This window comes from Humibacillus xanthopallidus, from assembly GCF_006716675.1.
GTDB lineage: Bacteria > Actinomycetota > Actinomycetes > Actinomycetales > Dermatophilaceae > Humibacillus > Humibacillus xanthopallidus_B.
Genome location: NZ_VFPM01000001.1, coordinates 1,742,300 through 1,767,674, shown reverse-complemented (window position 1 = coordinate 1,767,674; position 25,375 = coordinate 1,742,300). Strand labels below are relative to the sequence as shown.

Annotated in this window: 23 protein-coding genes and 1 pseudogene; 14 read left to right on the top strand and 10 right to left on the bottom strand. The window is 64.9% G+C overall.

The genetic code is table 11. The features are described 5' to 3' along the window. The first annotated feature begins 463 nt into the window (after positions 1-463). Both FBY41_RS07695 and FBY41_RS07690 read left to right on the top strand, forming a co-directional pair. Complete coding sequence (locus FBY41_RS07695) at positions 464-721, top strand: hypothetical protein (protein WP_141842854.1); 258 nt, start codon at positions 464-466, stop codon at positions 719-721. 535 nt (positions 722-1,256) lie between these two features. Then, entirely contained in the window at positions 1,257-1,853 is a 597-nt protein-coding gene (locus FBY41_RS07690) for a dihydrofolate reductase family protein (protein WP_141842853.1), read from the top strand. Between the two features lie 331 nt (positions 1,854-2,184). Here the strand turns inward: FBY41_RS07690 and FBY41_RS07685 are convergent, their stop codons facing one another. Both FBY41_RS07685 and FBY41_RS07680 read right to left on the bottom strand, forming a co-directional pair. Further along, the gene (locus FBY41_RS07685; RefSeq protein ID WP_141842852.1) at positions 2,185-2,613 is read right to left on the bottom strand and encodes a hypothetical protein; all 429 of its coding nucleotides are present in this window, start codon (positions 2,611-2,613) and stop codon (positions 2,185-2,187) included. A 150-nt stretch (positions 2,614-2,763) separates the two neighbouring features. Next, positions 2,764-4,023: an IS256 family transposase gene (locus FBY41_RS07680; protein ID WP_141842850.1), complete on the bottom strand. Its 1,260-nt coding sequence runs from the start codon at positions 4,021-4,023 to the stop codon at positions 2,764-2,766. A gap of 342 nt (positions 4,024-4,365) precedes the next feature. Here FBY41_RS07680 and FBY41_RS07675 point away from each other — a divergent pair, with 342 nt between their 5' ends. Then, positions 4,366-5,184, top strand: a complete 819-nt coding sequence (locus FBY41_RS07675) for a nuclease-related domain-containing protein (protein ID WP_141843279.1) — start codon at positions 4,366-4,368, stop codon at positions 5,182-5,184. Positions 5,185-5,249: 65 nt separating this feature from the next. Here the strand turns inward: FBY41_RS07675 and FBY41_RS07670 are convergent, their stop codons facing one another. After that, positions 5,250-5,471 (bottom strand): alpha/beta fold hydrolase, encoded by a 222-nt coding sequence (locus FBY41_RS07670; RefSeq protein ID WP_141842848.1) that lies wholly within the window; start codon positions 5,469-5,471, stop codon positions 5,250-5,252. A gap of 182 nt (positions 5,472-5,653) precedes the next feature. On the opposite strand from FBY41_RS07670, the gene FBY41_RS07665 reads away from it, so the two are divergent. Together FBY41_RS07665 and FBY41_RS07660 are read left to right on the top strand one after the other, a co-directional pair. After that, positions 5,654-6,067, top strand: a complete 414-nt coding sequence (locus FBY41_RS07665; protein WP_141842845.1) for an ester cyclase — start codon at positions 5,654-5,656, stop codon at positions 6,065-6,067. A 363-nt stretch (positions 6,068-6,430) separates the two neighbouring features. Further along, complete coding sequence (locus FBY41_RS07660; protein WP_141842843.1) at positions 6,431-8,314, top strand: Ig-like domain-containing protein; 1,884 nt, start codon at positions 6,431-6,433, stop codon at positions 8,312-8,314. A 182-nt stretch (positions 8,315-8,496) separates the two neighbouring features. On the opposite strand, the gene FBY41_RS23855 is transcribed toward FBY41_RS07660, so the two are convergent. Together FBY41_RS23855 and FBY41_RS24255 are read right to left on the bottom strand one after the other, a co-directional pair. Continuing rightward, positions 8,497-9,024 carry a tyrosine-type recombinase/integrase gene (locus tag FBY41_RS23855; RefSeq protein WP_260439642.1) on the bottom strand — a complete coding sequence of 176 codons (528 nt, stop codon included), beginning with the start codon at positions 9,022-9,024 and terminating at the stop codon, positions 8,497-8,499. 112 nt (positions 9,025-9,136) lie between these two features. Further along, positions 9,137-9,370, bottom strand: a pseudogene (locus tag FBY41_RS24255) (site-specific integrase); the annotation flags it as partial. A 304-nt stretch (positions 9,371-9,674) separates the two neighbouring features. On the opposite strand from FBY41_RS24255, the gene FBY41_RS07645 reads away from it, so the two are divergent. Next, positions 9,675-10,322, top strand: a complete 648-nt coding sequence (locus FBY41_RS07645; RefSeq protein WP_141842837.1) for a hypothetical protein — start codon at positions 9,675-9,677, stop codon at positions 10,320-10,322. Between the two features lie 2,386 nt (positions 10,323-12,708). On the opposite strand, the gene FBY41_RS07640 is transcribed toward FBY41_RS07645, so the two are convergent. Further along, complete coding sequence (locus FBY41_RS07640; RefSeq protein ID WP_185748939.1) at positions 12,709-13,581, bottom strand: tyrosine-type recombinase/integrase; 873 nt, start codon at positions 13,579-13,581, stop codon at positions 12,709-12,711. A 787-nt stretch (positions 13,582-14,368) separates the two neighbouring features. Here FBY41_RS07640 and FBY41_RS23350 point away from each other — a divergent pair. From FBY41_RS23350 to FBY41_RS07630, 3 genes are all read left to right on the top strand, one after another. Then, on the top strand, positions 14,369-14,587 hold the full coding sequence (locus FBY41_RS23350) for a hypothetical protein (protein ID WP_185748938.1): 219 nt from the start codon (positions 14,369-14,371) through the stop codon (positions 14,585-14,587). A 113-nt stretch (positions 14,588-14,700) separates the two neighbouring features. Continuing rightward, positions 14,701-15,522 (top strand): hypothetical protein, encoded by an 822-nt coding sequence (locus tag FBY41_RS07635; RefSeq protein WP_185748937.1) that lies wholly within the window; start codon positions 14,701-14,703, stop codon positions 15,520-15,522. A gap of 478 nt (positions 15,523-16,000) precedes the next feature. Further along, on the top strand, positions 16,001-17,140 hold the full coding sequence (locus FBY41_RS07630; protein ID WP_141842832.1) for a hypothetical protein: 1,140 nt from the start codon (positions 16,001-16,003) through the stop codon (positions 17,138-17,140). 58 nt (positions 17,141-17,198) lie between these two features. Here the strand turns inward: FBY41_RS07630 and FBY41_RS07625 are convergent, their stop codons facing one another. Further along, on the bottom strand, positions 17,199-17,585 hold the full coding sequence (locus tag FBY41_RS07625; protein ID WP_141842830.1) for a hypothetical protein: 387 nt from the start codon (positions 17,583-17,585) through the stop codon (positions 17,199-17,201). A 701-nt stretch (positions 17,586-18,286) separates the two neighbouring features. On the opposite strand from FBY41_RS07625, the gene FBY41_RS07620 reads away from it, so the two are divergent. The 4 genes from FBY41_RS07620 (at position 18,287) to FBY41_RS07605 (ending at position 21,617) form a co-directional block, all read left to right on the top strand. Then, positions 18,287-18,466, top strand: coding sequence for a hypothetical protein (locus FBY41_RS07620; protein WP_141842828.1), 180 nt, complete (start codon positions 18,287-18,289; stop codon positions 18,464-18,466). Next, on the top strand, positions 18,466-19,155 hold the full coding sequence (locus tag FBY41_RS07615) for a DUF6338 family protein (protein WP_141842826.1): 690 nt from the start codon (positions 18,466-18,468) through the stop codon (positions 19,153-19,155). The genes FBY41_RS07620 and FBY41_RS07615 overlap by 1 nt, the downstream gene beginning before the upstream one ends. A 919-nt stretch (positions 19,156-20,074) precedes the next feature. Next, positions 20,075-20,641 (top strand): hypothetical protein, encoded by a 567-nt coding sequence (locus tag FBY41_RS07610; protein WP_141842824.1) that lies wholly within the window; start codon positions 20,075-20,077, stop codon positions 20,639-20,641. Between the two features lie 598 nt (positions 20,642-21,239). Then, the gene (locus FBY41_RS07605) at positions 21,240-21,617 is read left to right on the top strand and encodes a hypothetical protein (protein WP_141842821.1); all 378 of its coding nucleotides are present in this window, start codon (positions 21,240-21,242) and stop codon (positions 21,615-21,617) included. A gap of 276 nt (positions 21,618-21,893) precedes the next feature. Here FBY41_RS07605 and FBY41_RS07600 read toward each other — a convergent pair whose 3' ends face one another. Further along, a complete protein-coding gene (locus FBY41_RS07600) occupies positions 21,894-22,499 on the bottom strand; it encodes a restriction endonuclease (RefSeq protein ID WP_141842818.1) in 606 nt (201 codons plus the stop codon). After that, on the bottom strand, positions 22,493-23,083 hold the full coding sequence (locus tag FBY41_RS07595) for a hypothetical protein (RefSeq protein ID WP_141842816.1): 591 nt from the start codon (positions 23,081-23,083) through the stop codon (positions 22,493-22,495). Before FBY41_RS07595 ends, FBY41_RS07600 begins: the two co-directional genes overlap by 7 nt. A gap of 140 nt (positions 23,084-23,223) precedes the next feature. Between FBY41_RS07595 and FBY41_RS07590 the strand changes: the two genes are divergently transcribed. Then, a complete protein-coding gene (locus tag FBY41_RS07590) occupies positions 23,224-23,700 on the top strand; it encodes a hypothetical protein (RefSeq protein ID WP_141842815.1) in 477 nt (158 codons plus the stop codon). A 132-nt stretch (positions 23,701-23,832) separates the two neighbouring features. Here the strand turns inward: FBY41_RS07590 and FBY41_RS07585 are convergent, their stop codons facing one another. After that, positions 23,833-24,993, bottom strand: a complete 1,161-nt coding sequence (locus FBY41_RS07585; protein WP_185748936.1) for a DUF4062 domain-containing protein — start codon at positions 24,991-24,993, stop codon at positions 23,833-23,835. Positions 24,994-25,375: the final 382 nt, after the last annotated feature.

Genomic DNA, 25,375 nt, shown 5'->3' with positions numbered 1-25,375 from the left:
GGTCCCTGCTGACCCAGGTCCAGGTCGGTGCATCCGTTGTCCTGGAGCGACCACGGCTGACGGTGTCCTGACGCTGCTATATGAACGCGCTTGGTGACCGTTGGCGTGGGATTCCAAGGCCGGCTTCCGTGTCCTTGCGCGATGCGGCTGTGCCGTTGATCAGGGAGACCGAGAGCGCCGCCGTCACCCGCTTCCACATGAGATGTCTCCGGCGCCCTTGACGTTCGCGTGACGCCCCTCGACAGGACCCCAGGGTGCCGCGGGCAAGCGCCCTGAGTTGGGAGGTCGAGAACACGGTCGGCGGGACTTACCTCAGCCGCAACCACCTTGAGCCCGCCTCGCTGACAAGAGCGCGAACCCGCGTGACGCACCTTGCTCCGGTTCGACCATCGAGCGTTATCCCGACAGCCTCTCCACGGGGCGGGGCCCGGGCGCGGGCGTAGAGTCGACTTGGCCTCGGGCCATGAAGGGGAGCGATCTGAGGGCTGCGCAATCGCAAGACGTAGAACGCCAGTGGGACGCCGAGAAGCGCAACTTCGTTGGTGACGGGCGTGATGAGCTTGCTGACGAGCGAGACGTGGACGGCGACGTTCGGGAACGTGCCTTGGACCAGCGGGACCGCGAGCTGGACGCCCGAGCAGCGGAGTTGGGCCTCAGCCGCGACGACGCTCGGGTGACCGCGCAACGAATCGACGCTCGCGCCACTCGCGGGCAGGCCTGAAAGACCCGTGACGGGTCAGGGGTTGAGCGCCGTGCTGCCGCCGGTGCTCGCGATGATGCGACGAAGCCGAAGCCAGCCCGGGCTGCTGGCGCATGTACGCGGGCTCGAGCAGCCATGAGTCATAGGACGGGCCAGTCCTGCGGAGCCCCCTCCCCGGTACTCCCGTCGACCTGCTGGCAGAGCAGGTCGGCGCACCCGGTGTGGCGGCGTACGCCTCGATCAGGTTGGCCAGGAACCGGCGCAGGGTCATCCCGTCGCGGGTGGTCTGCACCAGCCCTCCGCCGGGCAGGGCCTCGGCCAGCGCGTCGCGGGGACGGAAGCAGAGTCGTCGGAGCGGGCACAGTGTCACCTCGCGCGGCGACCGGACGCGGGCCAGACCCCCGCTCGCCGTCGACGCGGCCTGCCGGATGGGTCCAACGACGCTAAACCTTGGGGCGGCTCTCGTGTCGGTTGGCGGCGCAACGACGCCGTAGGCCGGTGCCCCTCTGCTTTGAGTGAGAGCACCATGGCGATCCGTGTCTGCCAGTCTCGAGGGATGGCAACAGTGGTTCTGCACGCAGTGGTGTCGGTCGACGGCTTCATCGCCGGCCAGGACGACAACCCGGGTCCGCTCTTCGAGTGGTACTTCAACGGTGACCAGCCGCTCACCGGCGAGGCCGGTGAGCGTCAGCACGCCCAGTTCCGCGTGAGCACCGCCTCTGCGGGGTACACCCGCGCTTTCTGGGACAGCATCGGCGCGACGATCATGGGCCGGCGCCTGTTCGACCTCACCAACGGCTGGGACGCCAACCCGCCGGCAGGCGAGCACCTCGTCGTGGTGTCGCACCGGCCCAAGCCCGAAGGGTGGCACCCCGAGGCCGACGTCCCCTTCTTCTCGGACGTGACCGAGGCAGTTCAGGAGTCCAAGCGCCGCGCCGGCGACCGGGTAGTCGCCATCTGCGCCGGTGAGGTGGGCGGACAGGCGCTCCAGCTCGGGCTGGTCGACGAAGTCGCCATGGACGTCGTCCCCGTCGTCATGGGCGAGGGCAAGAAGTACTTCGGCGGGATCACCGGCCAGCACCTCCTCGATGACCCCTCGGTCGTCATCCAGGGCGACCGGGTCCTCCACCTCCGTTACCCCGTCCGCCGCTGACACGAAGACACCCGACATCCTCTACCCAAGGAAACTCGCGGCGCTGTGGCGCCGGCCCCACGGTGGGCGAATCGCGGCGGAAGGACACTGCCGCTTCGCGGCGGAAGGACACTGCCGCTTCGCGGCGGAAGGACACTGCCGCTTCGCGGCGGAAGGACACTGCCGCTTCGCGGCGGAAGGACACTGCCGCTTCGCGGCGGAAGGACACTGCCGCTTCGCGGCGGAAGGACACTGCCGCTTCGCGGCGGAAGGACACTGCCGCTTCGCGGCGGAAGGACACTGCCGCTTCGCGGCGGAAGGACGCACTGACACGGTCTCTGTATCAGCGTGATCATCCTGCCGTCCTGCGCCGGAAGGTCATGGCCAGGTCGTCTTCCCAGCCGGCGTCATCGCGGTTCATTCGGCCTCGCCCGCTCATCGTGTCTTCATCGTCAAATCTGGCGATGAAGGACTGCTGGAAGCCTGCGTCATCGCGCCAGAACCGCCACTGGTTGCCCTCGACGGCAACCTCGTAGAGCCGGTGTACCCCGCGGTAGTCGAAGTAGTGCATGAGGAGCTGGTCGTCGGCCCAGCCGATGACTGCCATCGCGTCTGGGATCTGCGGATGGTCGTATTGCGAGCGCCAGATCAGGAACTTGTGCCCGTCCAGCCACTCGAACGTGGCCCGGCCGGTGATGTCGTCACCAGGCAGCAGCGGATGGGAGCCTTGGAGGTCCCAGCTCCCGAGCAGCCGCGTGGCCAGTTCGTCGAACGACCGCATCGGACCCCCCTGGTAGTTAGACGTGCAGACACGAGCAACCGTACGCCGACCAGCTGTGTCGGACCGGTCGGGGAAGGTCCGCGAACAGTTGAAGGACGCGGTCAAGTCCCAATCGGTGGTGTACGACGGTGATCCGTCGGGGTGGTTCGGTTAGCAGGTGATCGCGCCGGCGATCAGGTCGGTGGGCACCTCCTCAGGCTGGTCGTCTGTGGTGCGGGCGGTCAGGACGGCGCGGGCGTTCTTGAGGGCTTCGAGGCCGAGGTAGCGGCGTTGCTCGGCCCACTCGTCGTGCTGCTCCGCGAGGACGGCCCCGACGAGGCGGATGATCGCCTCACGGTTCGGGAAGATGCCGACGACGTCGGTGCGGCGGCGGATCTCCCGGTTGAGCCGCTCGTTCGGGTTGTTCGACCAGACCTGACGCCAGATCTCCTTCGGGAACACGGTGAACGCGAGGATGTCGGCGCGGGCCAGCTCGAGGTGCTCCGCCACGACCGGGAGCTTCTCGTACAGGCCTTCCAGGACCCGGTCGAACTGAGCGTGCACCGCGTCGGCGTCGGGCTGGTCGTACACGGAGTGCAGCAGCGCCTTGACCCAGCCCCACTGGCTCTTCGGGGTCACGCTCATGAGGTTCGCGGCGTAGTGGGTGCGGCACCGCTGCCAGGACGCGTTCGGCAGGGTCGCACCGATGGCCTCGACCAGCCCGGCGTGCGCGTCGGAGGTGACGAGGGCGACCCCGGACAAGCCGCGGGCGGTCAGGTCCCGGAAGAAGCCCAACCAGCCGGTACCGGATTCTGTTGTGGCGGTGTGGATCCCGAGGACCTCCCGGTACCCGTCGGCGTTGACGCCGGTCGCGACCATGACCGCCACCTTCACCACGCGGCCGGCCTCGCGGACCTTCATCGTGAGCGCGTCGGCCGCGAGGAACGTGTACGGCCCGTCGGACAGTGGGCGGGTGCGGAACGCGGCGACCTGCTCGTCGAGGTCCTTGGCCATCACCGACACCTGCGACTTGGACAGGCCCGTGATCCCGAGCGTTTTGACGAGCTTGTCCATCCGGCGGGTGCTGACCCCGAGGAGGTAGCAGGTCGCGACCACCGTCGTCAGCGCCGCCTCAGCGCGGCGGTGCCGCTCGAGCAGCCAGTCCGGGAAGAAGGACCCTTCGCGCAGCTTCGGGATCGCGATGTCGAGCGTGCCGGCGCGGGTGTCGAGATCACGGTGCCGGTAGCCGTTGCGCCGGTTGATGCGCTCGTCGCTGCGGGTGCCGTACTCGGCGCCGCACACGCTGTCGGCCTGCGCCGAGAGCAGGGCGTCGATGAACGTGGACAGCAGCTCCCGCATCAGGTCGGGACTGGCCTGGGCCAGCTGCTCATGCAGGAAGACGGAAGGGTCAATAATGGGCTTCGCGGTCATCGCGGTGTCCTTCTTCGAGTCGGTTGTGAGAGATCACTCGAAGGATCACAGCGGTGACCGCACCTACATCAGCAGGACACGCTCACCGGGATCGTCGTACACCACTCTGCTGGACTCAACTAAGGACGCACGCGCCTGGACTGGTGCGGCCCGCACGATGAGGGTCGAGTAGGGCCGGCGTGGCCGATGCTCGAACGCCATCGGCGGAGTTCAATGTCGATGTCCCTCGGACGTTCCCGCAGGCGGCGAAGTGACACAACTTCAGTACGCGGTCGACTCCCTCCTCTGGGGAGAGTGCACCCGTACGGTGAATAGGTGGACGGGGGAATTGACGAAAAGCGCATGCGTCTGCGTTACGCCGGCTCCTGCCGGATCTGCGGCCTGCACCTTCCCGCGAGGGCCGAAGCGATCTATGAACGGACGACGAAGACGGTACGCTGCGTCAGCCACGACGCGAGCGCACCGATCGACACCCCTTCCGTGGAGGCCGTCGACCCCGCTGTCGAGGACGTCGTCGAGCCCGGAACGCCAGGAGGGTCAGCGCGCCGAGAGTACGAACGGCGCGAGGCCAAGCGTGAAGAACGCATCCGAGCCAACCACCCGAAACTCGGCGGTCTGATTCTCGCTCTCTCCGGCGAGCGACAGTCAACGACCGCCTGGGACACCGGCGCAGTTGGGGAGGAACGACTCGGCAAGGGCCTCGAAGGCCTTGCCTCAGACACGCTGCGGCTGCTGCACGACCGGCGGATCCCGAGAACCAGGGCGAACATCGACCACCTGGCAGTGACCGCCAGCGGTGTCTATGTCATCGATGCCAAGAAGTACCGCGGACGTCCCCACCTCAAGGTCGAGGGCGGCCTTTTCCGGCCCCGCGTTGAACGACTGCTCGTGGGCTCTCGCGACTGCACCCGACTCGTCGACGGAGTGCTCAAGCAGGTCGAGGTCGTGCGCGGTTTGCTGGACATCGACGTGCCGGTGCACGGTGTGCTCTGCTTCGTGGAAGCCGATTGGCCCCTGATCGGCGGCACGTTCACCACCCGTGGCGTGCAGGCCCTGTGGCCGAACAAGCTCTACCCCCAGCTCCAGGCAGAAGGCCCCTCCACCGCCGCGACCATCGCCGAGCTGCACCGGAAGCTCGCGAGCGCACTTCGTGCCGCCTGAAGCGTTGCCGGCGGCGGACTGTGGCACCGCGACACAACGGGCCACGAGCTCGTGAGGTGAGGCAGTCAGGCCCGTATCACGGCCCTGACCTCGTCGGCGTCCTTGAGCAGGCCGGCCTCGGGAGAGCGGTGAGAGGGAAGGTCAGGCGCGACCACCTCGGCCCCGGCGTCCTCGATGAGCTCACCGACCCACCGCCAGTCCTGCGGGTTCCCCCACAGGGGGTGAACCAGAACCACGCTGCCTGGGGACGCTCTGTCCTTGATGCACCGTATTGTGGAGTCGGTCATCGTCTGGCGGTATGTCGATGTGGGACAGCGAATGCAGGCAAGCCCGGCAGAGTCGCCGCTCAGGGCGCGGGTGAACGCCCGCCATTGCGACCGTCAGATTCCGCGATGAGGGCACTCGTCACCTTCTTGACCTGAAGTCGCGGGCGTGATGCACCAGCGCCGCGCCGTGTCACTATGCGCCCATGGAACTCGAGCGCGCCAAGATCGTCGCCCTGTACGAGCAGTACCTCGCGTGCTGCAACGAGCACCGTTTTGTCCTGCTCGGCGACTTCGTCTCCGAGCAGGTGAGTGGGTCGGGTGCCACTGATGGGCTGGCCGGCTACATCGACAGGCTCAAGACCGTGCACACAGCCTTCCCCGACTACCGCTGGGAACTGCAAGACCTGGTCGTCGAGCAGGACATGATCGCCGCACGGTTGATCGGTCAGGAAAGGCACACCGGCCCCTTCGACGGCATTGCTCCCACGGGCCGGAGGATCAGTACACAGGAGCTGGTCATCTACCGATTTGCCGACGGCAAGATCGCCCAGTGCTGGGGAGACTTCTTTCCAGTGGGTCGCGACGCCATGATGGCCCCCGCTGACGCTGAGAGGTGACTCCTTCGGGCCGTCTGCGCTGGCTGGCACCTACGTGTGGCCGTCTGGCAATCGCCTTGATCAGCGCAATCACCGCTGATCGGGCCTGCGGTGGGGACGCGTCCGACAGGCGGCTGCTAGATCGATTTGGGGCCTCGGTTGGTCGACTGGCGGCGGTAGGACGCAGCTCGCACAGCCCGCGCATGAACGAGCTGCCGCGGGGGCTGAGCCTTGGTCAGTTCGGCAATTGTCGCTGGCGAGCGGGTTTAGGGCCTTTGGTCCCTATCGCACCGGAACGGGGTGGTAGGAGCGTGAACCAAGGCGTCGAGCACGCCGACGCCTTGGTTCACATCCGGCGCGCACATTCGATTGAGGGGATGCGTCATGAAACGACGCGTGATTGGACTTGTCGCTTCGCCCGCATTGATCGCGGGACTTATCGCGCTCAGCCCACCGGCGGGCGCGGTGACCACGTTCCAGAACGGGGATGTTCTCGCTGGAACCCGAACAGGTACGGTCCGGTGGCTTGGCCCTGACGGAACGTCCAAGGGAACGCTCAATGCCGGCACCTCAAGCGAGATGACCGGCGGCACATTCGACAGTGGGGGCAACTTCTACTCCACCACCTTCGGGGCTCGGAAGGTCGCCAAGTTCGACAGTTCGGGCACCTTCCTGAACTTCTTTGGGCCCACCGACTTCGGCGGCAACGTCGAGTCGACCTTGTTCAACAGCGCCGGTGAAGCGTTCGTGGGCCGAGTCGACAGCGGTGCGCTCCTCAAGCTCGACGCTGCCGGCGTCGTCAAGAACACGTGGAGTCCTGCGGTTGAGGACCGGGGGGTGGACTGGATCGACTTGATGGCCGACCAGTGCACGATGCGGTACACCTCCGAAGGGAACACGGTGAAGCAGTTCAACGTGTGCACTGGCACCCAGATGGCGGACTTCTCGACCGGGCTTCCCGGTCTCCACGCGTACGCCATCCGCAACCTGGGTGACGGCGGCGCGCTGGTGGCGGACACGGACCGTGTCGTCCGCTTGGACTCGGCTGGAGCCATCGTCCAGACATATCTCCCTGGACACCAGTTGTTGTTCGCGCTCAACCTCGATCCGGATCGCACCTCATTCTGGACCGCCGAGTACGTCACGGGAGAAATCCACCGCGTCGACATCACCTCCGGCGCGGTCCTCACCACGATTCCCACGGGATCGGGAGTGTCGGGCCTGACCATCAAGGGCGAGCCCCTTCAGGCCAACCTGCCGCCAACCGTCAAAGCGGACAGCGCCACGGTGCAAGTCAACGAAGGATCCGCAGCCTCCAACACGGGTACATACGACGATCCTGAAAGTCAGGCGGTGACGCTCACGGCGAGCATCGGATCCGTCGTAGACAACGGGGACGGCACGTGGTCCTGGAGCTACACACCCGCGGACGGCCCGGCTGACAGCCAGACTGTGACGATCACAGCCGTCGATCCCATCGGCCAGTCGGCGACGGCGACGTTCGCCCTCACCGTTCTCAACGTGGCTCCGACCGTCAGCATCACCTCCCCCGCCGCGGGGACGTTGTACCCGCTTGGTTCGCCCGTGCCGCTCACGGTTTCGTTCACCGACCCCGGGACCGCTGACACGCACACCTGCAGCGTGAACTGGGACGGGACCGGCACATCCGCCGCTCCGGTGGTGACAGAGAGCGCCGGGTCCGGAACCTGCACCCAGAGCATGGTGTACGGCGGGGCTGGGGTGTACACGATCACAGCAACGATCACCGATAAGGACGGTGGCGTCGGGACTGACTCGGTGATGGTCGTCGTCTACGACGCGACCGCCGGGTTCGTCACGGGCGGCGGCTGGATCACCTCGGCGGCGGGCTCGTACGTGACTCAGCCCTCGTTGACCGGAAAGGCGACCTTCGGGTTCGTGTCCAAGTATCAAAAGGGCGCGACGGTGCCGACCGGAGAAACCGAGTTCCAGTTCGGCCTGGCAGGCTTCAACTTCCACAGCGACGCCTACCAGTGGCTGGTCGTCGCCGGGGCCAAGGCTCAATACAAGGGCACCGGCTCGGTCAATAATGAGACCGGGTTTGGGTTCCTCCTCACCGCGACCGATGGGCAACTTGCCGGTGGCGGCGGGAGCGACAAGTTCCGGATCAAGATCTGGAACCTGGCCTCTGGCGCCGTTGTCTACGACAACGTCCTCGGCGCAGGAGACGACCTCGACAGCGCAGCCCCACAGACCGTTGGCGGTGGATCCATCGTCATCCACAAGTAACACACTTTCAAGACCGTTGGGGTGGGCTGCAAAGCCGGCCCCAACGGCTTGCCCCTTCTGGCCCGATCGGGACCTCGCGCCACGCGACAGCGCTGCGTCAGGATGGTCGACAGGCGGCGGTAGGCAGCAGGTTCCGGACACGCCCTAACTGGGCGGAATCGATGCGGTTCAGCCCAGCCCGATCAGACGCCGGCGACGTAGGCGGTGAGGAAGTGGACGCCGTGCCGGTCGAGGTTGCCTCGGGCACGGTCGTAGTGCTCGGTGGTGCGCGGGTCGGCGTGCCGGGCCAGGATCTGCGCGTCCCGCAGCGGGACACCGGCGTCGAGGGCGTTAGTGATGGCGGCGTGCCGCAGCGAGTGCGGGCTGATGTGCCGCGGGATCCCAGCGGCTGTCGCGATCCGGGCAACCATCCGGTACACATCACGGCGGTCGATCGGCTTCCCCGAGACGGGCCGCAATACCAGCGGCCCACTGACGCGCTGACCGCGGCACACCTCCAAGACGCGCAGGACCGGGACCGTCACGGGCATGGTCGCGGGCTTGTTGCCCTTGCCGACCAGGTGCAGGACCCGGTGGCCGCGCATCGTGTCGGCGTAGTCCTCGATCCGCACCGCTGCAGCCTCTGACGCCCGGAGGGCGTTGATGCCGAGCAGGTACGCCAGGGCCCCGTGGTGGACGGTGATGGTCGGGGCAACCTGAAGGAAACGGATCAGCTCGAGCCGGTCCAGGCCTTGGGTGCGGGTCTCGTCCCGGTGGATCTTCGGAAGCCGGGCGTAGACGGCCGGGTCGGCGGTGATGAGGCCGTCGGATGTAGGCGAAGCGGAAGTAGCCGCGGACGGCGTGCATCATCGTGTTGACGGAGGAGTCCATCAGCCCTCGGTCGCCGAGCTGGCGGATGTAGAGCTCGACATGGGCTCGCTGCACCCCGGTCAGGGCGTCGATCCCGTTGCTGTCACACCAGGCGAACCACTCCCGCAGCTGGAAGGCGTACAGGGCGTGGGTTCGCCCGGAGTACCGGGCCAGGTAGGACACCGCGGCCAGTTGGGCCGTCGACATCGTCGCGGGCTGGAACGGGAGAAGAGTCGTGGGAGCGGACATGGAGTCACCTCACGCGGCGACTGGCTACCGGACCAGACCCGCTCGCCGCCAACGCGGCCGGGCACCTGGACCGCATCGACGCTAGACCCTTCCATCACGTGCGTCTGCACGCGGCGGAAGGACACTGCCGCTTCGCGGCGGAAGGACACTGCCGCTTCGCGGCGGAAGGACTGTGTCCGCATGGCTCGCTGGCGCCTGCGCGATCAGGTCTTAGGTCCGGTCCGGCTCGGAACCGATCCAACGCTTCGCCACTCAAAGCGACATGAACTTCGCTGCCGCCCCTGCTGGGTATGAATCTTTGCCCGTCGATCTCGTCGCCTCATTCCTCGGCGCGCTTGCCGCTGCCTTGCTGGCCTATTGGTTCACGAGGCGGAGTTGGCGGGCGCAGGAGCGGAGGATGGTGTATGCGGCATTCGTGCGCGCAACGGCTGAGTTCTTGGAAGCCTGCGGGCCATGGCTCCATGCTTGCCTCCACGAGAAGACACGATCCACCCACCCGGAGGAGCGAGACCGGATGCATACGGCTCTGAGGGAGATGAAGGTCTCCGTGCGCGAGATCGCCTTGGTAGGGACAGAGCCAATAGCCGAACACGCCAGCAGGATGGTTGGAACTGCGCTGGACATCGCGGATATGGCACAGGCCGACGAGGCCCAGATGCAGAAGCTCGCTGAGGAACGCGCGCCCATTGTCTATTTTCACGCGAGCGCCGTAGACCACCTGGTTGGTATGATGCGGGTCGAAATCGGCACCGACTCCCTTTCCGGCAGCCTCCAAGCGCTCGTACTTCGACGTCGGTACCGCCGAATGTTTTCCGAGGTCCCACCGCGATCGTCAAGAGTGGAGCCGCCAAAGGCGAGAGCTTCGAGTGACGTAGGCCTCACGAAGAGCAGGGCCGCCGGATCGCGATGATCTATGTCGCATTCAGCGGAAGGACCCTGCCGCTTCGCGGCGGTATGACCCGTGCTATTGAATGGGGCGACGTCCAGACCCGGTCGAGGAGCTGTAGGGTGGGCACCTTGGGCGATGGCGAATGCAGCGTGCTCATCAGGGAACATGCGTCAGCAGGTGGCCGGTGAAGTTGCAGTCTCCACAGCAAAAAGGATGAAGCGTTCATGCTCGTAACCGCGTCCACCTGGACCGAGTCGAACTTCTGGGCAGCAGTAGTCGGCGCCGTGCTAGCTGCCCTGCTCGCCGCTGCGCTGGCCGTCGCCCTCCGATGGGCAGACCTGCCACGGCCCTACTGGGTCTTCGCTCAGGGAGGTGCAGGAGCCGGGCCTCTTGGCGAAGGTGGCTCCGGCAGGATTACTCTCGTCAATGCGGGCACTGGCCAGGCTGTGGATGTGTGGGTAACCGGAGTGAACTGCGATGCCCACATAACCTCTGAAGAGCAGCCCAACGACAACTTGGGCAACCGCCTAGTGACGTGCAAACCCGGGGACACCCTCACCATCTCCATCACGTGGACGGATGCACCCCTGGCTCTGGTCGATGTAGAAGTCTCGTGGGGTCAGGCTTCTGTCCGCAGGAAGTCGCGCCGGTTTAGCCTTTGGATTCACGTGTGGGGGCCACCATGGGTCGACCGGTCGAAACGTGTGGATCTGTCCCCATTGCAAAGGTGGCGCAGGGCCCGCCGGGCTCGTTACCGGATGGGACGTTCCTCTCGCGATCGGTGATCGATGCGACTGTGAGTGGGACACGCGCCTCGCCGCTAGCTTGGCGGCCCGCCTCCAGGCCACGACCCTTGTCCACAGGACGCCTCCGCCCAGACTGGCTGTCAGCCATCTCTGGCCCTTAGGCCCCGACAGGCGTTGGAAGGGGTCACGAGCGATGAACATGACGACGGCCTCGCAAGCGTTCGTCTAGACAGCCAGCGCGGCAGCTGACGTCGTTGCGAGCACCTCGCAACACTGTGTCGAGTCGCCTCGTTGGGCCGCAAACGGGGCGGGAGTCCGGCATTCTGAATAGTTGGGAACCGTGACCATCGGCGGAGACGGCGCTCCCACTGTGCCAGAGCAGGCCGTGCTGGCGTGGGTTGCTCGGGTGCGGTCGTAGTGCTCGGTGGGACGCCGGTGGGCAGGGCGGTCGAGATCCAGACAGGCTGCAAGAGCCGGCCGACGATGCCGCCCGTGCCACTCCGGTCCCTATCGATAATGCGCTTGGCTACATTGAACATCCGCCGTGACGTGGTTCCCCGCGCCAGCGCCCGCTTGACTGACAGTCAAGTACTCCTGCCGTAGCCTGTCGAGGGTGACCGAGCCTTCCAACCAACCGCGTGCCCTCCGAGATTCTCAGTGGTTTGTGGAGTCCACGGCCGAAGCTGCGCTGCCGAGTGGCATGTGGGCTATTCAGTCCCTCAGCTTCTCGTTAGCGCCTGCCGAAATCGAATTCATGGGTGGTAGCCGTGTGGGGGAATCTCCCTCCGTTTACCAATTCACCCCGGCGCAAGTCCTCGAGCGGTTATTGGGGCAGCGCGAAGTCTCGGTATCGGGCGCCTACGGTGCAGTGCTGCTGAACGAGGAATGGTCTGTGCTTGATGCCGCGCACGGTTCGGGTTGGTACCCTAACGATCTTCCGGGATATGGGTCCGGTGAGGATCGGTTCCGAGCGGTAGTCGATCGATTCGCGGCTGAAACGTATATCAGTTCACAAAGGCGTGAGCGCAGATGGGTTCATAGCTCGGCGCGGCGCCAGGTTCGACCGTTGGCGGAGCTCATAATTGAACTCCCCGTATCCGTGCTTGGGTCTCCTCCAAGCGGATACGAGGCGTTGATAAATCTTGTCGCAAAGGCCAAGCCTGGACCGTTGGGCGGGATCGCTGTTGGAGGCTACCTTGCCCATAGCGACCGGCCCGTTCTTGCCATTGTGCTTGGAACACTCGTTACGGTCGTGTGGGCCGTGGGGCCATCTATCGAAAAGGGCAGAGACATCGTTAACCGGAGGCTTGGCGCGGCACTCGACAGGATCGACAAGGATGGCCCGCGTTCCGGTCGATGACGACTACCCGTCCAAGCAGCCTCACTCGTCACTTTCACCCAGACTCCACTTGGCCGCGCACGGATGGAAACGATTATTCAGCGGGCCGAGCGTGCGAGCGTCTCGTGTCACGGGGTTGAGATCCTATGGACCTTTCCGGTCGAGCTTTCTGCAGCGGGGATCTGCGCATCTGTCCGGAGACGGAGGCTTCCGCGCGACACCTGCCCTCGCGGTTGTCGCGAGGGTCCAACTGGGCGGTAGGCCGCGGTCCGCCACACACGCCCTAACTGGGCGGAGTTGACGCAGACGGCGTCCCGGCAGGTCAGACCCCGGCCACGTAGGCGGTGAGGAAGTGGACGCCGTGTCGGTCAAGGTTGCCTCGGGCGCGGTCGTAGTGCTCGGTGGTTCGCGGGTCGGCGTGACGGGCGAGGATCGGCGCGTCGCGGAGCGGGACGCCGGCGTCGAGGGCGTTGGTGATGGCGGCGTGCCGTAGTGAGTGGGGACTGATGTGCCGCGGGATGCCGGCATTCTTTGCGATGCGCGCGACCATTCGGTAGACGTCGCGTCGATCCACCGGTTTGCCGGAGACCGGTCGGAGCACCAGTGGGCCGTTGGTGCGAGTGCCGCGGCATGCCTCGAGTGCGCGCAGGACGGGGACGGTGACAGGCATGGTCACGGGCTTGTTGCCCTTGCCGACCAGGTGCAGCACGCGGTGGCCGCGGAGGGTGTCGGCGTAGTCTTCGATCCGCACGGCTGCGGCTTCGGAGGCTCGGAGGGCGTTGATGCCGAGCAGGTAGGCGAGGGCGCCGTGGTGGACGGTGATGGTCTGGGCGACCTGAAGGAACCGGATCAGCTCGAGCCGGTCAAGGCCCTGGGTGCGGGTCTCGTCGCGATGGATCTTGGGCAGCCGGGCGTACACGGCTGGGTCGGCGGCGATGAGTCCGTCGATGTGGGCGAACCGGAAGTAGCCGCGGATGGCGTGCATCATCGTGACGACGGAGGAATCCATCAGCCCCCGGTCGCCGAGTTGGCGGATGTAGAGCTCGACGTGGGCTCGCTGGATTCCGGTCAGGGCGTCGAGCCCGTTGCGCTCGCACCAGGCGAACCATTCCCGGAGTTGGAAGGCATAGAGGGTGTGGGTGCGCCCGGCGTAGCGGGCCAGGTAGGAGACCGCTGCCAGTTGCGCCGTCGACATTGTCGCGGGCTGGAATGGCAGGAGAGACGTGGGAACGGACATTGGGTCACCTCACGCGGCGACGGGCTACCGGACCAGACCCCGCTCGCCGCCAACGCGGCCGGGCGTCTGGGACTTGAAGACGCTAGACCCGTTGCGGTTCTCGCGCGCGCAGGCGGCGGATAGACGCATCTTGTAAGCCATGGAGTGATGAGTCGGGCGACTGACGATCACAGGCACACGCACTGGGTCTCGGTGGACAGCGGACGGCATGGGCGGAGGATAGAAGCGGCAAGGCGCGGCGCTTCTCATTTGGACGGCGCCGGTACACACCGGTGGTCCCTTCGGTGTGGTGCGTGAATTGCGTCCACCGGGAATCGATTCCGTGCACCGCACGACGGACTCGGTGTTACGTTGGTAATGGTGCCCATAGGAGTCAGTCATGTCTATCCGATGGTTGCGTGCCGCCGTGTTCTGCATGGCCGTGATCCCGGTCGCCCTCCTGGGGGCCGCGTGCGAATCGACGGCTGAGACTGGGTCCACAGTCGGTTCGACAACCTCGCGTGGCCTGGCTCCACAAGGCGATGGCGAGCAACTTGACGGCGGCGCCGGCGGTCCGGTTGAACCCACTGCCACAGCGCCAGCGAATACGGATCCAAACGGGGGCGCCGCTGGCCCGCCTGAGCCCATGCCGACAACCGTGGACGTCAATGAGCTGTGTAGGGCAGCGGCCGTGAGTCGCACACACATGCCTGACGGTTGGCCGGATCCGTCCACTCAGGACGCCATCAACGAGACAGCATCTCGGTTGGCGACCGAGTTCGAGACGCTTGGCTACCCGGAACTTGCGGCCGCCTTCGCCGACTACGCGACCGCGGGAGGGGACCTACTGAACAGCTACCAGGGCAGCGACTCGGCCGTGATCGCCAACGCGAGGGAGCGCTACGTTGCGTCAGGACGAACGGCATCTGAAAGGGCTCGATCTTTAGGATTCGACGAATGCGCCGCGCTGACGCTGACCGAGTAGCTCGCGGTCGCCTCCCCGCGTCATCTAGACGGGCCGCCCGGGCAAAACAGCAAAACACGTCGCAGCAGCGGCCCGAATCCGCCATGAGCCGGGCATTGGAGACGGCTGCGAGAGTGGCTGGCCTGACAGGTCTGGTGGGTGCGCTGCTCTTCTACTTCGGCTGGGCCAGAGCTGCATCGACTTTCAGCTACTTCGGGATCGAGTTGGACGTGCTCGACCTCTCGTTCAGGGACTACGTGTTGAGGAGCGTGGGCTCTGCATACTGGCCGGCCGCCATGGCGTTGGTGGTGGTGCTGTTCGGACTCGTCGTTCACCAAGTGCTTCGACAACAACAGAAGAGCCTCGTGATCGGCCTCCCACTGTTAGTTCTGGGAGCGATCGCCGTTGCAGTGGGCGCCGCAGCCGTGGCGGGCATAGTCATTTTCCGTACGGCGTGGCCGGTCGTCCCGGTCCTTCTCCTGTCCGGATCGATTGTGGCGGCTTACGGCGGTTGGTGGCTCAGTCGTCGGAGCGACGAGCGCACAGCGGTAGGGGGTGGCGGTCCCAGCGCACAAGGTGTCGTCCGTGCCATGGTCACCATGCTCATCTTGGTTCTGGGCTTCTGGACCGTCTCCAGCTACGCGTCCTATCGCGGAATGCAAGTGGCTCAGGACCTTGCGGCGAATCTCCAAGGGCGACCAGCAGTGATGCTCCTGAGCAGTAAGGACCTCCACATCACCGGTGCCGGCACGCTGGGTGTAGAAATCAGCGATGACTCGGCGCAGTATCGGTACTGCTACACAGGTCTTCGCCTTCTCATTCGCTCTGGCGGGCGCTACATCCTAGCGCCGGAAGAATGGCGTCGCGGTCGAGACCCGGTCATCGTTGTCCCCGATTCGAGCGGTGTGAGGTTCGACTTCTACAAGTCAAGGACCGTCCCTCGCTGCGCGCCCTGATCATCAGCAGGGCTCGCCGCCTTACACGGCGAAATGGGCGCCCCCCTGCCGGCGGCGGTTGACCGCGCTCGCATCCGAGTCGAGATCACGGTGACCGGACGCCCGTTGAGTTGGTGCACTTACCCGTCACCATGTTGAGGCGAGCGCGCGGGGGGTTCAACCCCGGAGAGGTCTGACGACTTGACATGCGGGTGCTCACCACCTGAGACGAGTCGGTCTCCCACGGTTGCAGGAGGCGCAACTGTCCCATGATCTTCTCAGGCCCTGGGTGGCTTGAAGACCGAACTCGTGTGCGGAGGTTGGAGTGTGGTGGAAACGCAAGAGAGCTGTCGATCCACGAGTCTCGAAACTCGAAGGTGATTGGCCTGGATTGATCGACAGCTTGTCGAGAGACCCGAGGTCTAAAGAACTGATCGCAGCAAGCCGACGGTGGGGGCGCCGTCGGCTAATCTTCACGGCACCTAGCGAAGTTCTAGGCATGATGTTGCCTGCAGCGTTAGAAGTCGTCCGCGAGGCGGCCGTCACGGTTCACGGGCCCATCGCGAGCCAACCGCTCGCGAACGCAATCGCCGTGGTCACGAGCTCCGATGACCCTTGCGCGCAGACCAATCTGACCCTTGACCCGCCCACCATCTCCATCAGTTCGGCATTCATGTCCTCGGGCAGCATGCTCGCCGATGCGCTTCGCGCCCTGGAGGAGGACTCGACCGATGCGGGGGGGAACGCCTGCCTTGCCGTCTTGCGTTTCTACGCGCTCCAGCAGGTTTTCTTTGGGGTTTCGGCCACGCACGGCCTAAAGAAGATCAATCAACGCTTGACGCCCTACATTCTGTTCTTCACCCTTGCGCACGAAGCGGGGCACGTGAGCGCCAAGCACGTCATGAAACCGCAGGAAGGATCTGTCCAGGAACTCGAGGCGGACAGTTTCGCGTGGCCCGTCGCCAAGGTATGCGCGCTGTCGAGGACCAGACTGGCCATCGATGGAGCGCTGATTAGCCTGATCACCGCAGACTTCGTTGGTAAGTACCCGTACATTCGTCCGCCGTCTTCACATCCAACCCTCGGCGCGCGAATCGCCCGCTTGGCGGATTTTGAACCAATGTTCCAGAGGAGAGCGGACGAACTCCGTGGGCTGTTGTGGGTGGCGAACGCCGCCGGCGACCTCACGGAACCCTTGTCCGACGAGGCGTGGGCTGCATTGGCCGACAGCCGGTCTTGGAACTCCGGCATGCGCTCTGCGTCCGATTACGAGACTGCTCGTGTGCTGGACAAGATGCTGGGCTTGGGACGGGCGGAACTGCTTGGGTTCTTGGAGGAGTTGCGCCTAATGAACAACCCCGAGCTGCGTCTCTCCTATGAACTCGGCAAAGGATCCCCAGCCCGGGCTCACGACCTCGTGGAGACACTCAGCCGGTGTGGCATTTCGGATGCGGATACCTGGACAGCGCCGGATCAACCGCTCGGCTTGGATGTGATCGTGGACGAGTTCATGAATTGCCCTTTATGGGACGAACTTCCCCGTGAGTGTGCGGCGCGAGACCGTGTCATTGAGTCCGCGCTGGCGGCTCTCATCGTTAGATCCGACCTCGTAACCCTGCAAGGAGAATCATATGAGTAGTTCCGACGTCGCTCGATATGAACAGATGACGGACGCTGAGCTCTACGAAGAGCTCGGGCTACTGCTGCTTGGCGAGGACGCGCTGGGTATGGGCAGCCTTGGGCGAAGTCGTCTGAGAAGGTTCGGTCGTGACAAATGGAACGACGCCCAGCGAGCGCTGCGTCAGCGCCTCTGCACGGAGGCCGGCGAGTCGCGTCTTGGTGATGGCGAGGTGGCCCTTGGGCAGGGATTGATTGCCGCGGTGGCCGAGACGCTCAAGTTCGAGCACGCCGAGGCGGCCGTCGTGTCCGTCCTGCTCTTGCGACGCAGTCTCGACAAGTTCTGCGCTTCTGACGGTGTAGGTCTGTAGCGAAGCCCGGAGGGTGACCCCGTGGTCACGCATGATGTCTGATCGCACGCCGCCCTTTGGCGGCTCTTCAACTTTGAGCGTGGTCTGGGTGTTCACGCCGCGATCGGGCTTGGGCGCCCAGCCAATGATGCGGCATCGGTAGTTGTCGTGGTTGCGGTACCCACGCCGAGCCTTTTGAAGGTTTTCGCGGTCAGGGTCGCCGCCCCGGCGTGCGCGTTCGTGACCCCGGTCCGGCAGAAGGTGAGCAGCTCACGGCGTCACGCGGTGAGGGTCTTGAACAGCGCTCTCGGCGCTGCCGGACGGGTGGCCCTCACGGCGTGCTCCAGCCGGCCCCACTCCCGGCGCTGTACGCCGGCCCCGCGGTGGGCGATAGGCGGCGGAAGGACGTAGGGGCATGCGGTTTGGATCAACTGCCTTGAACGTGCGGTAGCCAGTTCACCTGAGCACGGATTGAGGGAGTACATCCCACAGGTGCCCCGAATGCAGACTTGCTCGAATGGCCGGAGGCAGCACGTCCGGGTCCGCCAGAAGGTGTAACTGGCGGCTGGCCATCGAGCGCTTGGCTCGAGAGTGGGGAGAGTGGTCGTCCACCTTGCATCCGTGGTCGCGGAGGGGCAGCGCGTTCTCCGAGCTTTGCACCGAGCGGTCGATTGCCTCGACGGCCCAGACACTGAACGCAGGAGGAGTCTGCTACCAACGACCGGGGTCAGACCCGGAGGGCACGTAGATGTCCTCGTGCAAGGTGCGTCGGCGAGCGAGTCCTTCGGATGTCAGGAGTTCCTGCCAGAATGAGTCACATGAGTGATCAGCCGAATCTAGAGCGCGAGGTGGCAGAAGAACGGGCCGACCTCAGCCACTCCTTCGAGAAGTCTGCCGAGATCGTGTACGTCGAGCCCTCGGCCTCTTTCGAGCTGCCGATGTTGGCAGGCTTGGACCACGGAGCCCAGGCGCCGGATTCGAGCGGCAGCGACGACTGATGCCGACATCGGGGGCCGCGCTGCTCATCGCGCTAGCCATGGTCCCCGGCTACCTCTACCTAGAGCTGACGCGCGAGAGGCGTGAGCCGTATAGGCGGTCCGCCGTCGGCGAGGTGCTTGAGCTGTTATTCATAGGGCTCGGAACCACGGGTTTAGCATTCACAATGGGCTTTGTCTTCGCTCCAGGAACGGCCCTTGCAGTGCTGACCGCTGTTCAGAAGCCTCCCGGCACCCTGACCCCCGAAGATCTGCGCTACATCGCTCTCGTGACGATCGGCGTGCTCGTCTTGTCGGTTCTGTTCGCCCTACTGGCTGCCGCCGGAGCACGCCGGCTAATGAAGCGGCGCTACTCCCCGAGCATCATGAAGGCAACCTTCGGGCGCACAGCACCTGGACACGTTCCCGTCGCGCAGATTCGGTTAGGCGACGGGTCCACCGTTGAGGGCGTCCTGCACGGCTATCAGCTTGATGTTGATGAGGCATCCCGGGGGGTCGCTTTGAAGGCACCGATCGCACGTCACCGAGACGATCAAACACCGGTTCAGTTGCCCATCGGCTATTTCGTTGCTCTCGGTTCTGACATTCAGCACCTCACCTTGACCCAGGTGCCCGACCCCGGAGCGACCGTCACGGCGCGGAAGGGCAGTGCGAGGCGTGTGCCTGGCTCCGGTAGCCACCCACCGTCTTAGGAGTTCAGAGCGACTCTAAGGGCCAGTGGCGCTGACCCCCGACGGACTCCTCACGGCCTCGGGGCCCCGCCCTCTTGTGCGTCATTGTGGAGGTCGAAGGCTCGTCCACCAGCGCGCTACGCGGCGGTAGGACTCGCCACGCGACCCAAGTGCCAGCACTGACCTGGTCCGCGGCCCTGTAGAGGCGTGCCGTGCGCCTATGGTTCAGGCATGAACTTCAGGGGGTATGACTGCATTGTGGACGGGTGCCTCCGTGGCTGACATACCGGACTGGATAACGGCGGGGGCCACCATATTGGCGGTCGGGGCAGCGGTCTGGGCTGGGCGCACGGCGAGGGACCTGTACGGCATCGAGCAGAACCGTGAAGCGGCTCGAGATTTGGCGGACGAGCGTCAACAGGCGGAACTTGTGGCCTCTTGGGTCTCGTGGACTAGCCAACCGCACGTGGCGATGGCCCTCCCAGACGGCCGGTCCTTACGGGCTAACCTTGCGTTGCAGAATGCATCGCCAGTGCCCGTCTACGACATTGAGGTGCAATACAGTGAAAATGAAGACGCGCTGGGCGCTCAGAGATTCCACGTGCTTTCGCCAACTGGGTCCACACCTCACCATCGAGAGATCAAGTGCGCGGGGGTCGGAGAGTTGCTAGCAAGACCGCGCCCCGATGACGCTCGGGTAGATATTCGGGTGGCCATCGCGTTCACGGACGCGCGTGGGACGAGGTGGGAGCGAACGGCCCATGGACAGCTGTCCAAGGTAGACCTCTCAGGTCTCAGTGAACGAACTCACTGAGCATCCTTCAGACCCGCATACGCGGCGATAAGACGCGCCCCTCGCCGCGATCTTGCGAGCAGGATTTCCTGGGTCTGCTGCGCCGAGATGCACCGAATGGTCTGCGCAGGATGAGACGGTGACTCAGTGACGGACGGATCTTCGTACGAGGCCCGGCTCGAGGCCAAACTCGACCCTGCTCGGGTGCGCTCGACTCTCGCGTTCGCGGGTCTGTTCCAGTTAACCCACGAGATGCTCAAGAGCGTGGTGATCGACGACGTCAAGGCGTTCTACGGATATGTCGACGTGCACGGAGGCGTGTGGGTACCGGACGACGGCGAGGACACGTATCGCCGCAAAGTCCTGGCGCTGGTTCCGAAGAGCGCCTTTCAGTCGTCGCTGCTGTGGCTGCAGAACTCGGAGGCGCTAGACGAGGAGGAGGCCGCGCATTTGGACGAGATCTACCAACACAGGCATCAGCTCACGCACGAGCTGCACCGCTACCTGATCGACCCCGACCTTGAGCCGGATGTGGAGCTCTTTGTCGCGGCACTCGAGACCCTGCGGCGTATCTCCCGCTTCTGGGTTCAGGTGGAAGCCGACATTGGCACGTTCGACGAGTACCCGGACGTCGATCTGGACGAGGTAGTCAACGGCCGCGTCGCGCTGATCGACCTGTGCATTCAGGCCTACACCGAGGGCTTGCCTTCTTGACCTCGCGTCAGGACATCGTGTGAGTTCTCCTCGTTGCTCCCGCCGGCTCTGACCCCGCGCGCCATGTGATGACGCATGCCCCTGTCCTCTCCTCGCAGTTGTTGAGGCGAAGCTCTCCCGTCAGGCACCGCCCTATGTCGGTGTGCGCCTTCGCCGCCCCGTTCTGGTGCCATCGCGGTACCCACGCAACGACTGCACTCGGGACTGCAGTCGCCCTGATGGTGGACTCTGTCGGATGGACCCGCCATCGCGTGACTGGCTCCGCCGAGAGCCCCTCGGCGGCTTGCACTCGGCCGTGGGCATGTATACGCCATATATGCGTCGGCCGGTGCCGAAGGCATCGGGCTGCCTGCAGGTGCCGCCCGTCGCTGTATTCACGTCACGGAGGGCGTGTGCTCCGTGAATCTCGTCATCAACCCGTGAATGTCACCGCGGTGGTGAACGATGAGGGCGTGCGGCGACTTCTCTACATCCTCTGGGCACCAACCACTGAACGTTTGGTCAGAGCAATCACCACCACCGGTGTGTTGCTCTGCCTCCTGCTGATGCTCGCGGCCGTGACCACGAACGCGGCCGAGCAAGCACCCGGGACGTGGCTGTGGCTGGCATCCGCCGGGCCCGCGATCGGCCCAATGTTGGCCTTCGTGCTTCGCTGGAATCGAGTGCGAACTGGTCGTCGGGTATTCGTCGTGTTCTCGCCGCAAGTGCCTTCTCGGGCGCGCCGGCGTTGAGCCTGTTGGCCGTACACCCAGACCGCGTGGTCGGAATCCTCGGAGCGTTGTGCGGCGTCGGCTGGGGCATCTGGCAGGTGGAGCAGCTGCGACTTCGCGATACCGCGAAGTCGCGCGAGGAGGAGCAGCGTCTGATGCAGCGGCGTCATGAGGAACTGCTGCAGCAGACTCGTCGTAACCATGCCTGCGCACGCCGCGTTGAAGGTTATCGGCGTCGTGCTGCCGATCGCTCGGCCGCTAGGTGAGTTCGAGCAAACCCGCAGTGGAAGTCGCTCAGAACTGCCTCCATCCAGTGCCACGTGTCGGGCTCAACGCGGCGAAGTGACCCACCTTGGGCCGAGCAGACTCGTGGCACCACGAAGGCCATTCGAGAACACCTGGCGAGTGCCGATCCATCTTGGGTGAACGTCCTCGCGAGAGATCGAGCTTACGCCGAGGATGGCGAAGCGCCCGCTCGTTGCTAGCGCTACCGGGAGGCGGACTCAATGATCACCCACAAAGCCGCCAGATAGCTGCGCTCACTACCAATTCGACAGGAGCCTCACGAAAGCATCGCGAAGTTCGGGGTCGTCCTCGGTGCCACGCCATTGTGCGAACCCCACGCGTGTGCGGCCCTGAGCCAGCTGCTGCAGACGATGTAACGCTGATGGAGCGAGTGGAACGTTCGCTACCAGGAGGGCCGCGTCATCGCCCTTGGCGAGCCCGGTAATCGTCAGAACAGTATCCGTGGAAACACGACCGCTCCCACCGTAGTGCTTCACCTCGACCAAGAGGCGACGCTTGCCGAGCGACAGTTCGAAGTCCACGCCAGTGTCGGGCGCACCGGGGCGGGGCCCGACTAGGTTGAACTCCACAGCCGCCCGCCTCAGCGCGGAGTCGACAAGACCCTCGTACTCTCTCGCGCTGGCAGCGGCGCCACCAGGCTCGTCGCGGTGGGCGGTCCTTGCAACAAGCGAGTCAAGGGGTACGACGACGGTAGGCCCGTCAAGCTCGCCGACAAGCCTTACCGTCGCCCTTGGTCCCAACCCTGTGCTGTAGACCTCGACGATCTCCCCTTCGACCTCATCGAAGCCCCACGGAACGAGGACTTGATCCCCCACGCCCGGTTCGTCTTGCTCACTCACCACGGACGCACTCCTGTCGCTTTCATCATGTGGTCACCTACGACCTTGTCCGCATTTCTCGCAACGCCTATGCAGGCCGCACGCCAGGCATTGACAGTCGCCAGGTTCAATGGATAACCAGCCGCGACCAGTCTGGACACTCTAACCGGATCGTTGTGGGCGACGGCGTTTCGCGCCTGATTTAACCGGTCCAGCTGTTGTCTCCATCGGGCACCTGACTGGACCCGCGCTTCTATGTCCGACCACAGGTCTACGCCGAGACGGGCGAAGTCCGCCTTGATGGTCTCCGGTTTCGGGTTGACCCTGTCCAATTCGCGATTGGCGGTGAAGTTGTTCCGCATTAAGGTGAAGTGGCTTTGGTTGCCTCTCGCCAAGCGTAGTGCCAGGAACTCGGCGCTTTCGTCATGTAGGTCGCGGAAGAACCCCTGCAACTCAGACGACAGGATGACGACAAGCGCCCAGTTGATGGCTTGGGTGCGTGTTCGCCTCCCAGGCGCCGGGCCTCCCACCATCGAGTGGGCGTCCGTGAGCTGCGCGAGTCGCGCCGCGCGCTGCCCAGACCACGTCTGAAACGCGATGGATGGCACAGGCACACCATAGCGGCGGTAGGACACTGCCGCTTCGCGGCGGTAAGACGGACGTCGTTGTGGGGACGAGAGGGAAGGAGCCCATAAGGGTCGGGCTGGGCTCACTAGGAGTGTCGGTGCGCTCGGCCATGCTGTGTCACATGGAGATCAGCCAAGAGGCTCTCAAGCGGATGCTGCCAAGTCTTAGAGACCGTGGCAGCGCGCCGCCGCGCGACGCAATCATGACACTGATTGCCCTCACCGGAGAGGCCCCCGAACACCTCGTAACCCTGCAGCTCGACGACAATCGCTGGCAGATTGTCGCCCTACATGAAACTGGGATCGTCGTCGTCACCGTAGACCCCGGTGCGGAGGCGCACTGGAGCTTGGAACACGACCGGCGTCCCGAGGGCGCCAAAGTCCTGGGCCACCACTATCCCGTGCGGGCTGTCGAGTCAATTGAGGTCCGCAACGCTCGGATCTTCCAGCGCAGTTGGGTGGAATCCGGACTGGATATCCATGGTTGCTTCGAGTACGCCATCCACGTGCCTGGCGGAACAGTGGAGTTCCCGAGAGACCCCAGCGGTCGCGAGCATGCGACCACGGAATTCGTGCGTGAGTTGCAAAGCCGCCTGTAGTCGCCGAGGCGTCCTGGCGGGCACGGCGAACTCAAGCACACGTAGTTCACGAACTCTCGGCTCTGAGCGCTCAGCGCCTCGCGCCTCATGTGCATGTCGACGTGGCGGAGAGTCGCACCCTCGTTTGAACTCCTACGAGTCGACGGGCATCACACCATCGAGACTCACGCGCGTCCGCCGCCCGCCGCGGTCCGTGTGCCCCACCCAGGCGAGCCGAATCCGCCGGCCGCCCGGACCAACCGGTGAGATCTGAGCCGACTCTACGTGCATGGCACGTCCAGACTCAACTAGGGCCTCGGTGGCAAGGAGTGTGAAGACGGCTTGGTATAGCGCCATTGGAACAGCCCGCCCCGGCAAGTCGACAGTGAAGTCACGGATCGAGCCACCGAAGGTATGCAATCCGCTCGGGAGCTCCTCCTGAAACAACAGGCGCCGCATGTCAAGGACGGCCAGATCGTCCGAGGTGTACGTCGTCGTTCCGAAGCTGAAGCTCGCGGTCATGCCGAAGGGCGAGCCACCCGAACTCGTGTCTCCACGCTGCATCTCGATGACGACCGCCGTGCTCCGCGAGGCGGTCGTGGTAGTGGTGACATCGGTGACCCTGACGGGTACTGATCGTCCTGCCCAAGTGAGCCGCACCTCGCGGCCACCGAAATTTGTCGGTCTCAGCCCCTCGAGGATCGCCAGAACGTCCCGCGAGTGCACAGCTGCCCGGAGAACAACACGGCGACCATCGTCGGTGATGTCGCGCGCGCGGATCACCGCGTCACCGAGCTTGGCCCACGGTGAAACTGCCTCGGCGCACATCGCCTCCAGTCGACGAGAGACCTTAGAGACAAGGTCGGATTCGTCACTGAACGAGCCCGTGGTGTGAAACAGGCGGACCTCCGACAGAAAGTTGAACTCGTCGGCGAGCATGTCTTCCTCCTGCTGTACCCAGACCGAAACGAGCAAGCCGAGACGTTCTGCTTCGCGGTACTCCGCGTGGGTCGCTGACAGACGTTGCGCCTTGTCGATGCGCCCATAGTCGCGTCCAAGGATTCCGAGGTAGATGGTGCTCGTCGCAACCTCACCCAGGTAGGCGACCTCAGCATCGTCGTCACGGCCACCGAAATCCTCGAACCAAACCGGGTACGCGCCTAGGTCTGCGATCGCGTTCGCCAACGCCCCCCGCAACGGAGTCAAAGCTCCCATCGTCGAGGAGATGAATACACGTTGGTCGCTCGCCCAAGATGCGAACGAGGCTGGGTCCGGCCGGTGCGCTGTTCCGGATTGATCGATCTGGATGGTCACCGCACCATTGTCGTGTTCCAACGGCATGGCGCATGCCTGAAAACGCTCGTGTCGCACCGCTCTGGACCACAGACGGCCGCCGGCTAGAGAGGGACGCTCCTTCGAGCAATGTGAGGTCGTTCGCGAGATCCGGCGAAGTAGCCGCCATCTCACACGGGGCCAACCATCTCCTCGCGCGCGGCGGACACGCGCCACGTTGGAGTCTGCATCATGGCGGAAGGCCACGGATGTCCAAGCCGGCGGCTTTGGCCTACGCGGCGGAAAGACTCATCCCACAGATCGCTCGCCATCGCCGTGAGGCATTCGACCAATCTCGGCGCTATGGCGCTAGCCCTACGGCGCTCCCACCTCGACCTGACATGGCACCGACAGCAGACGTGCG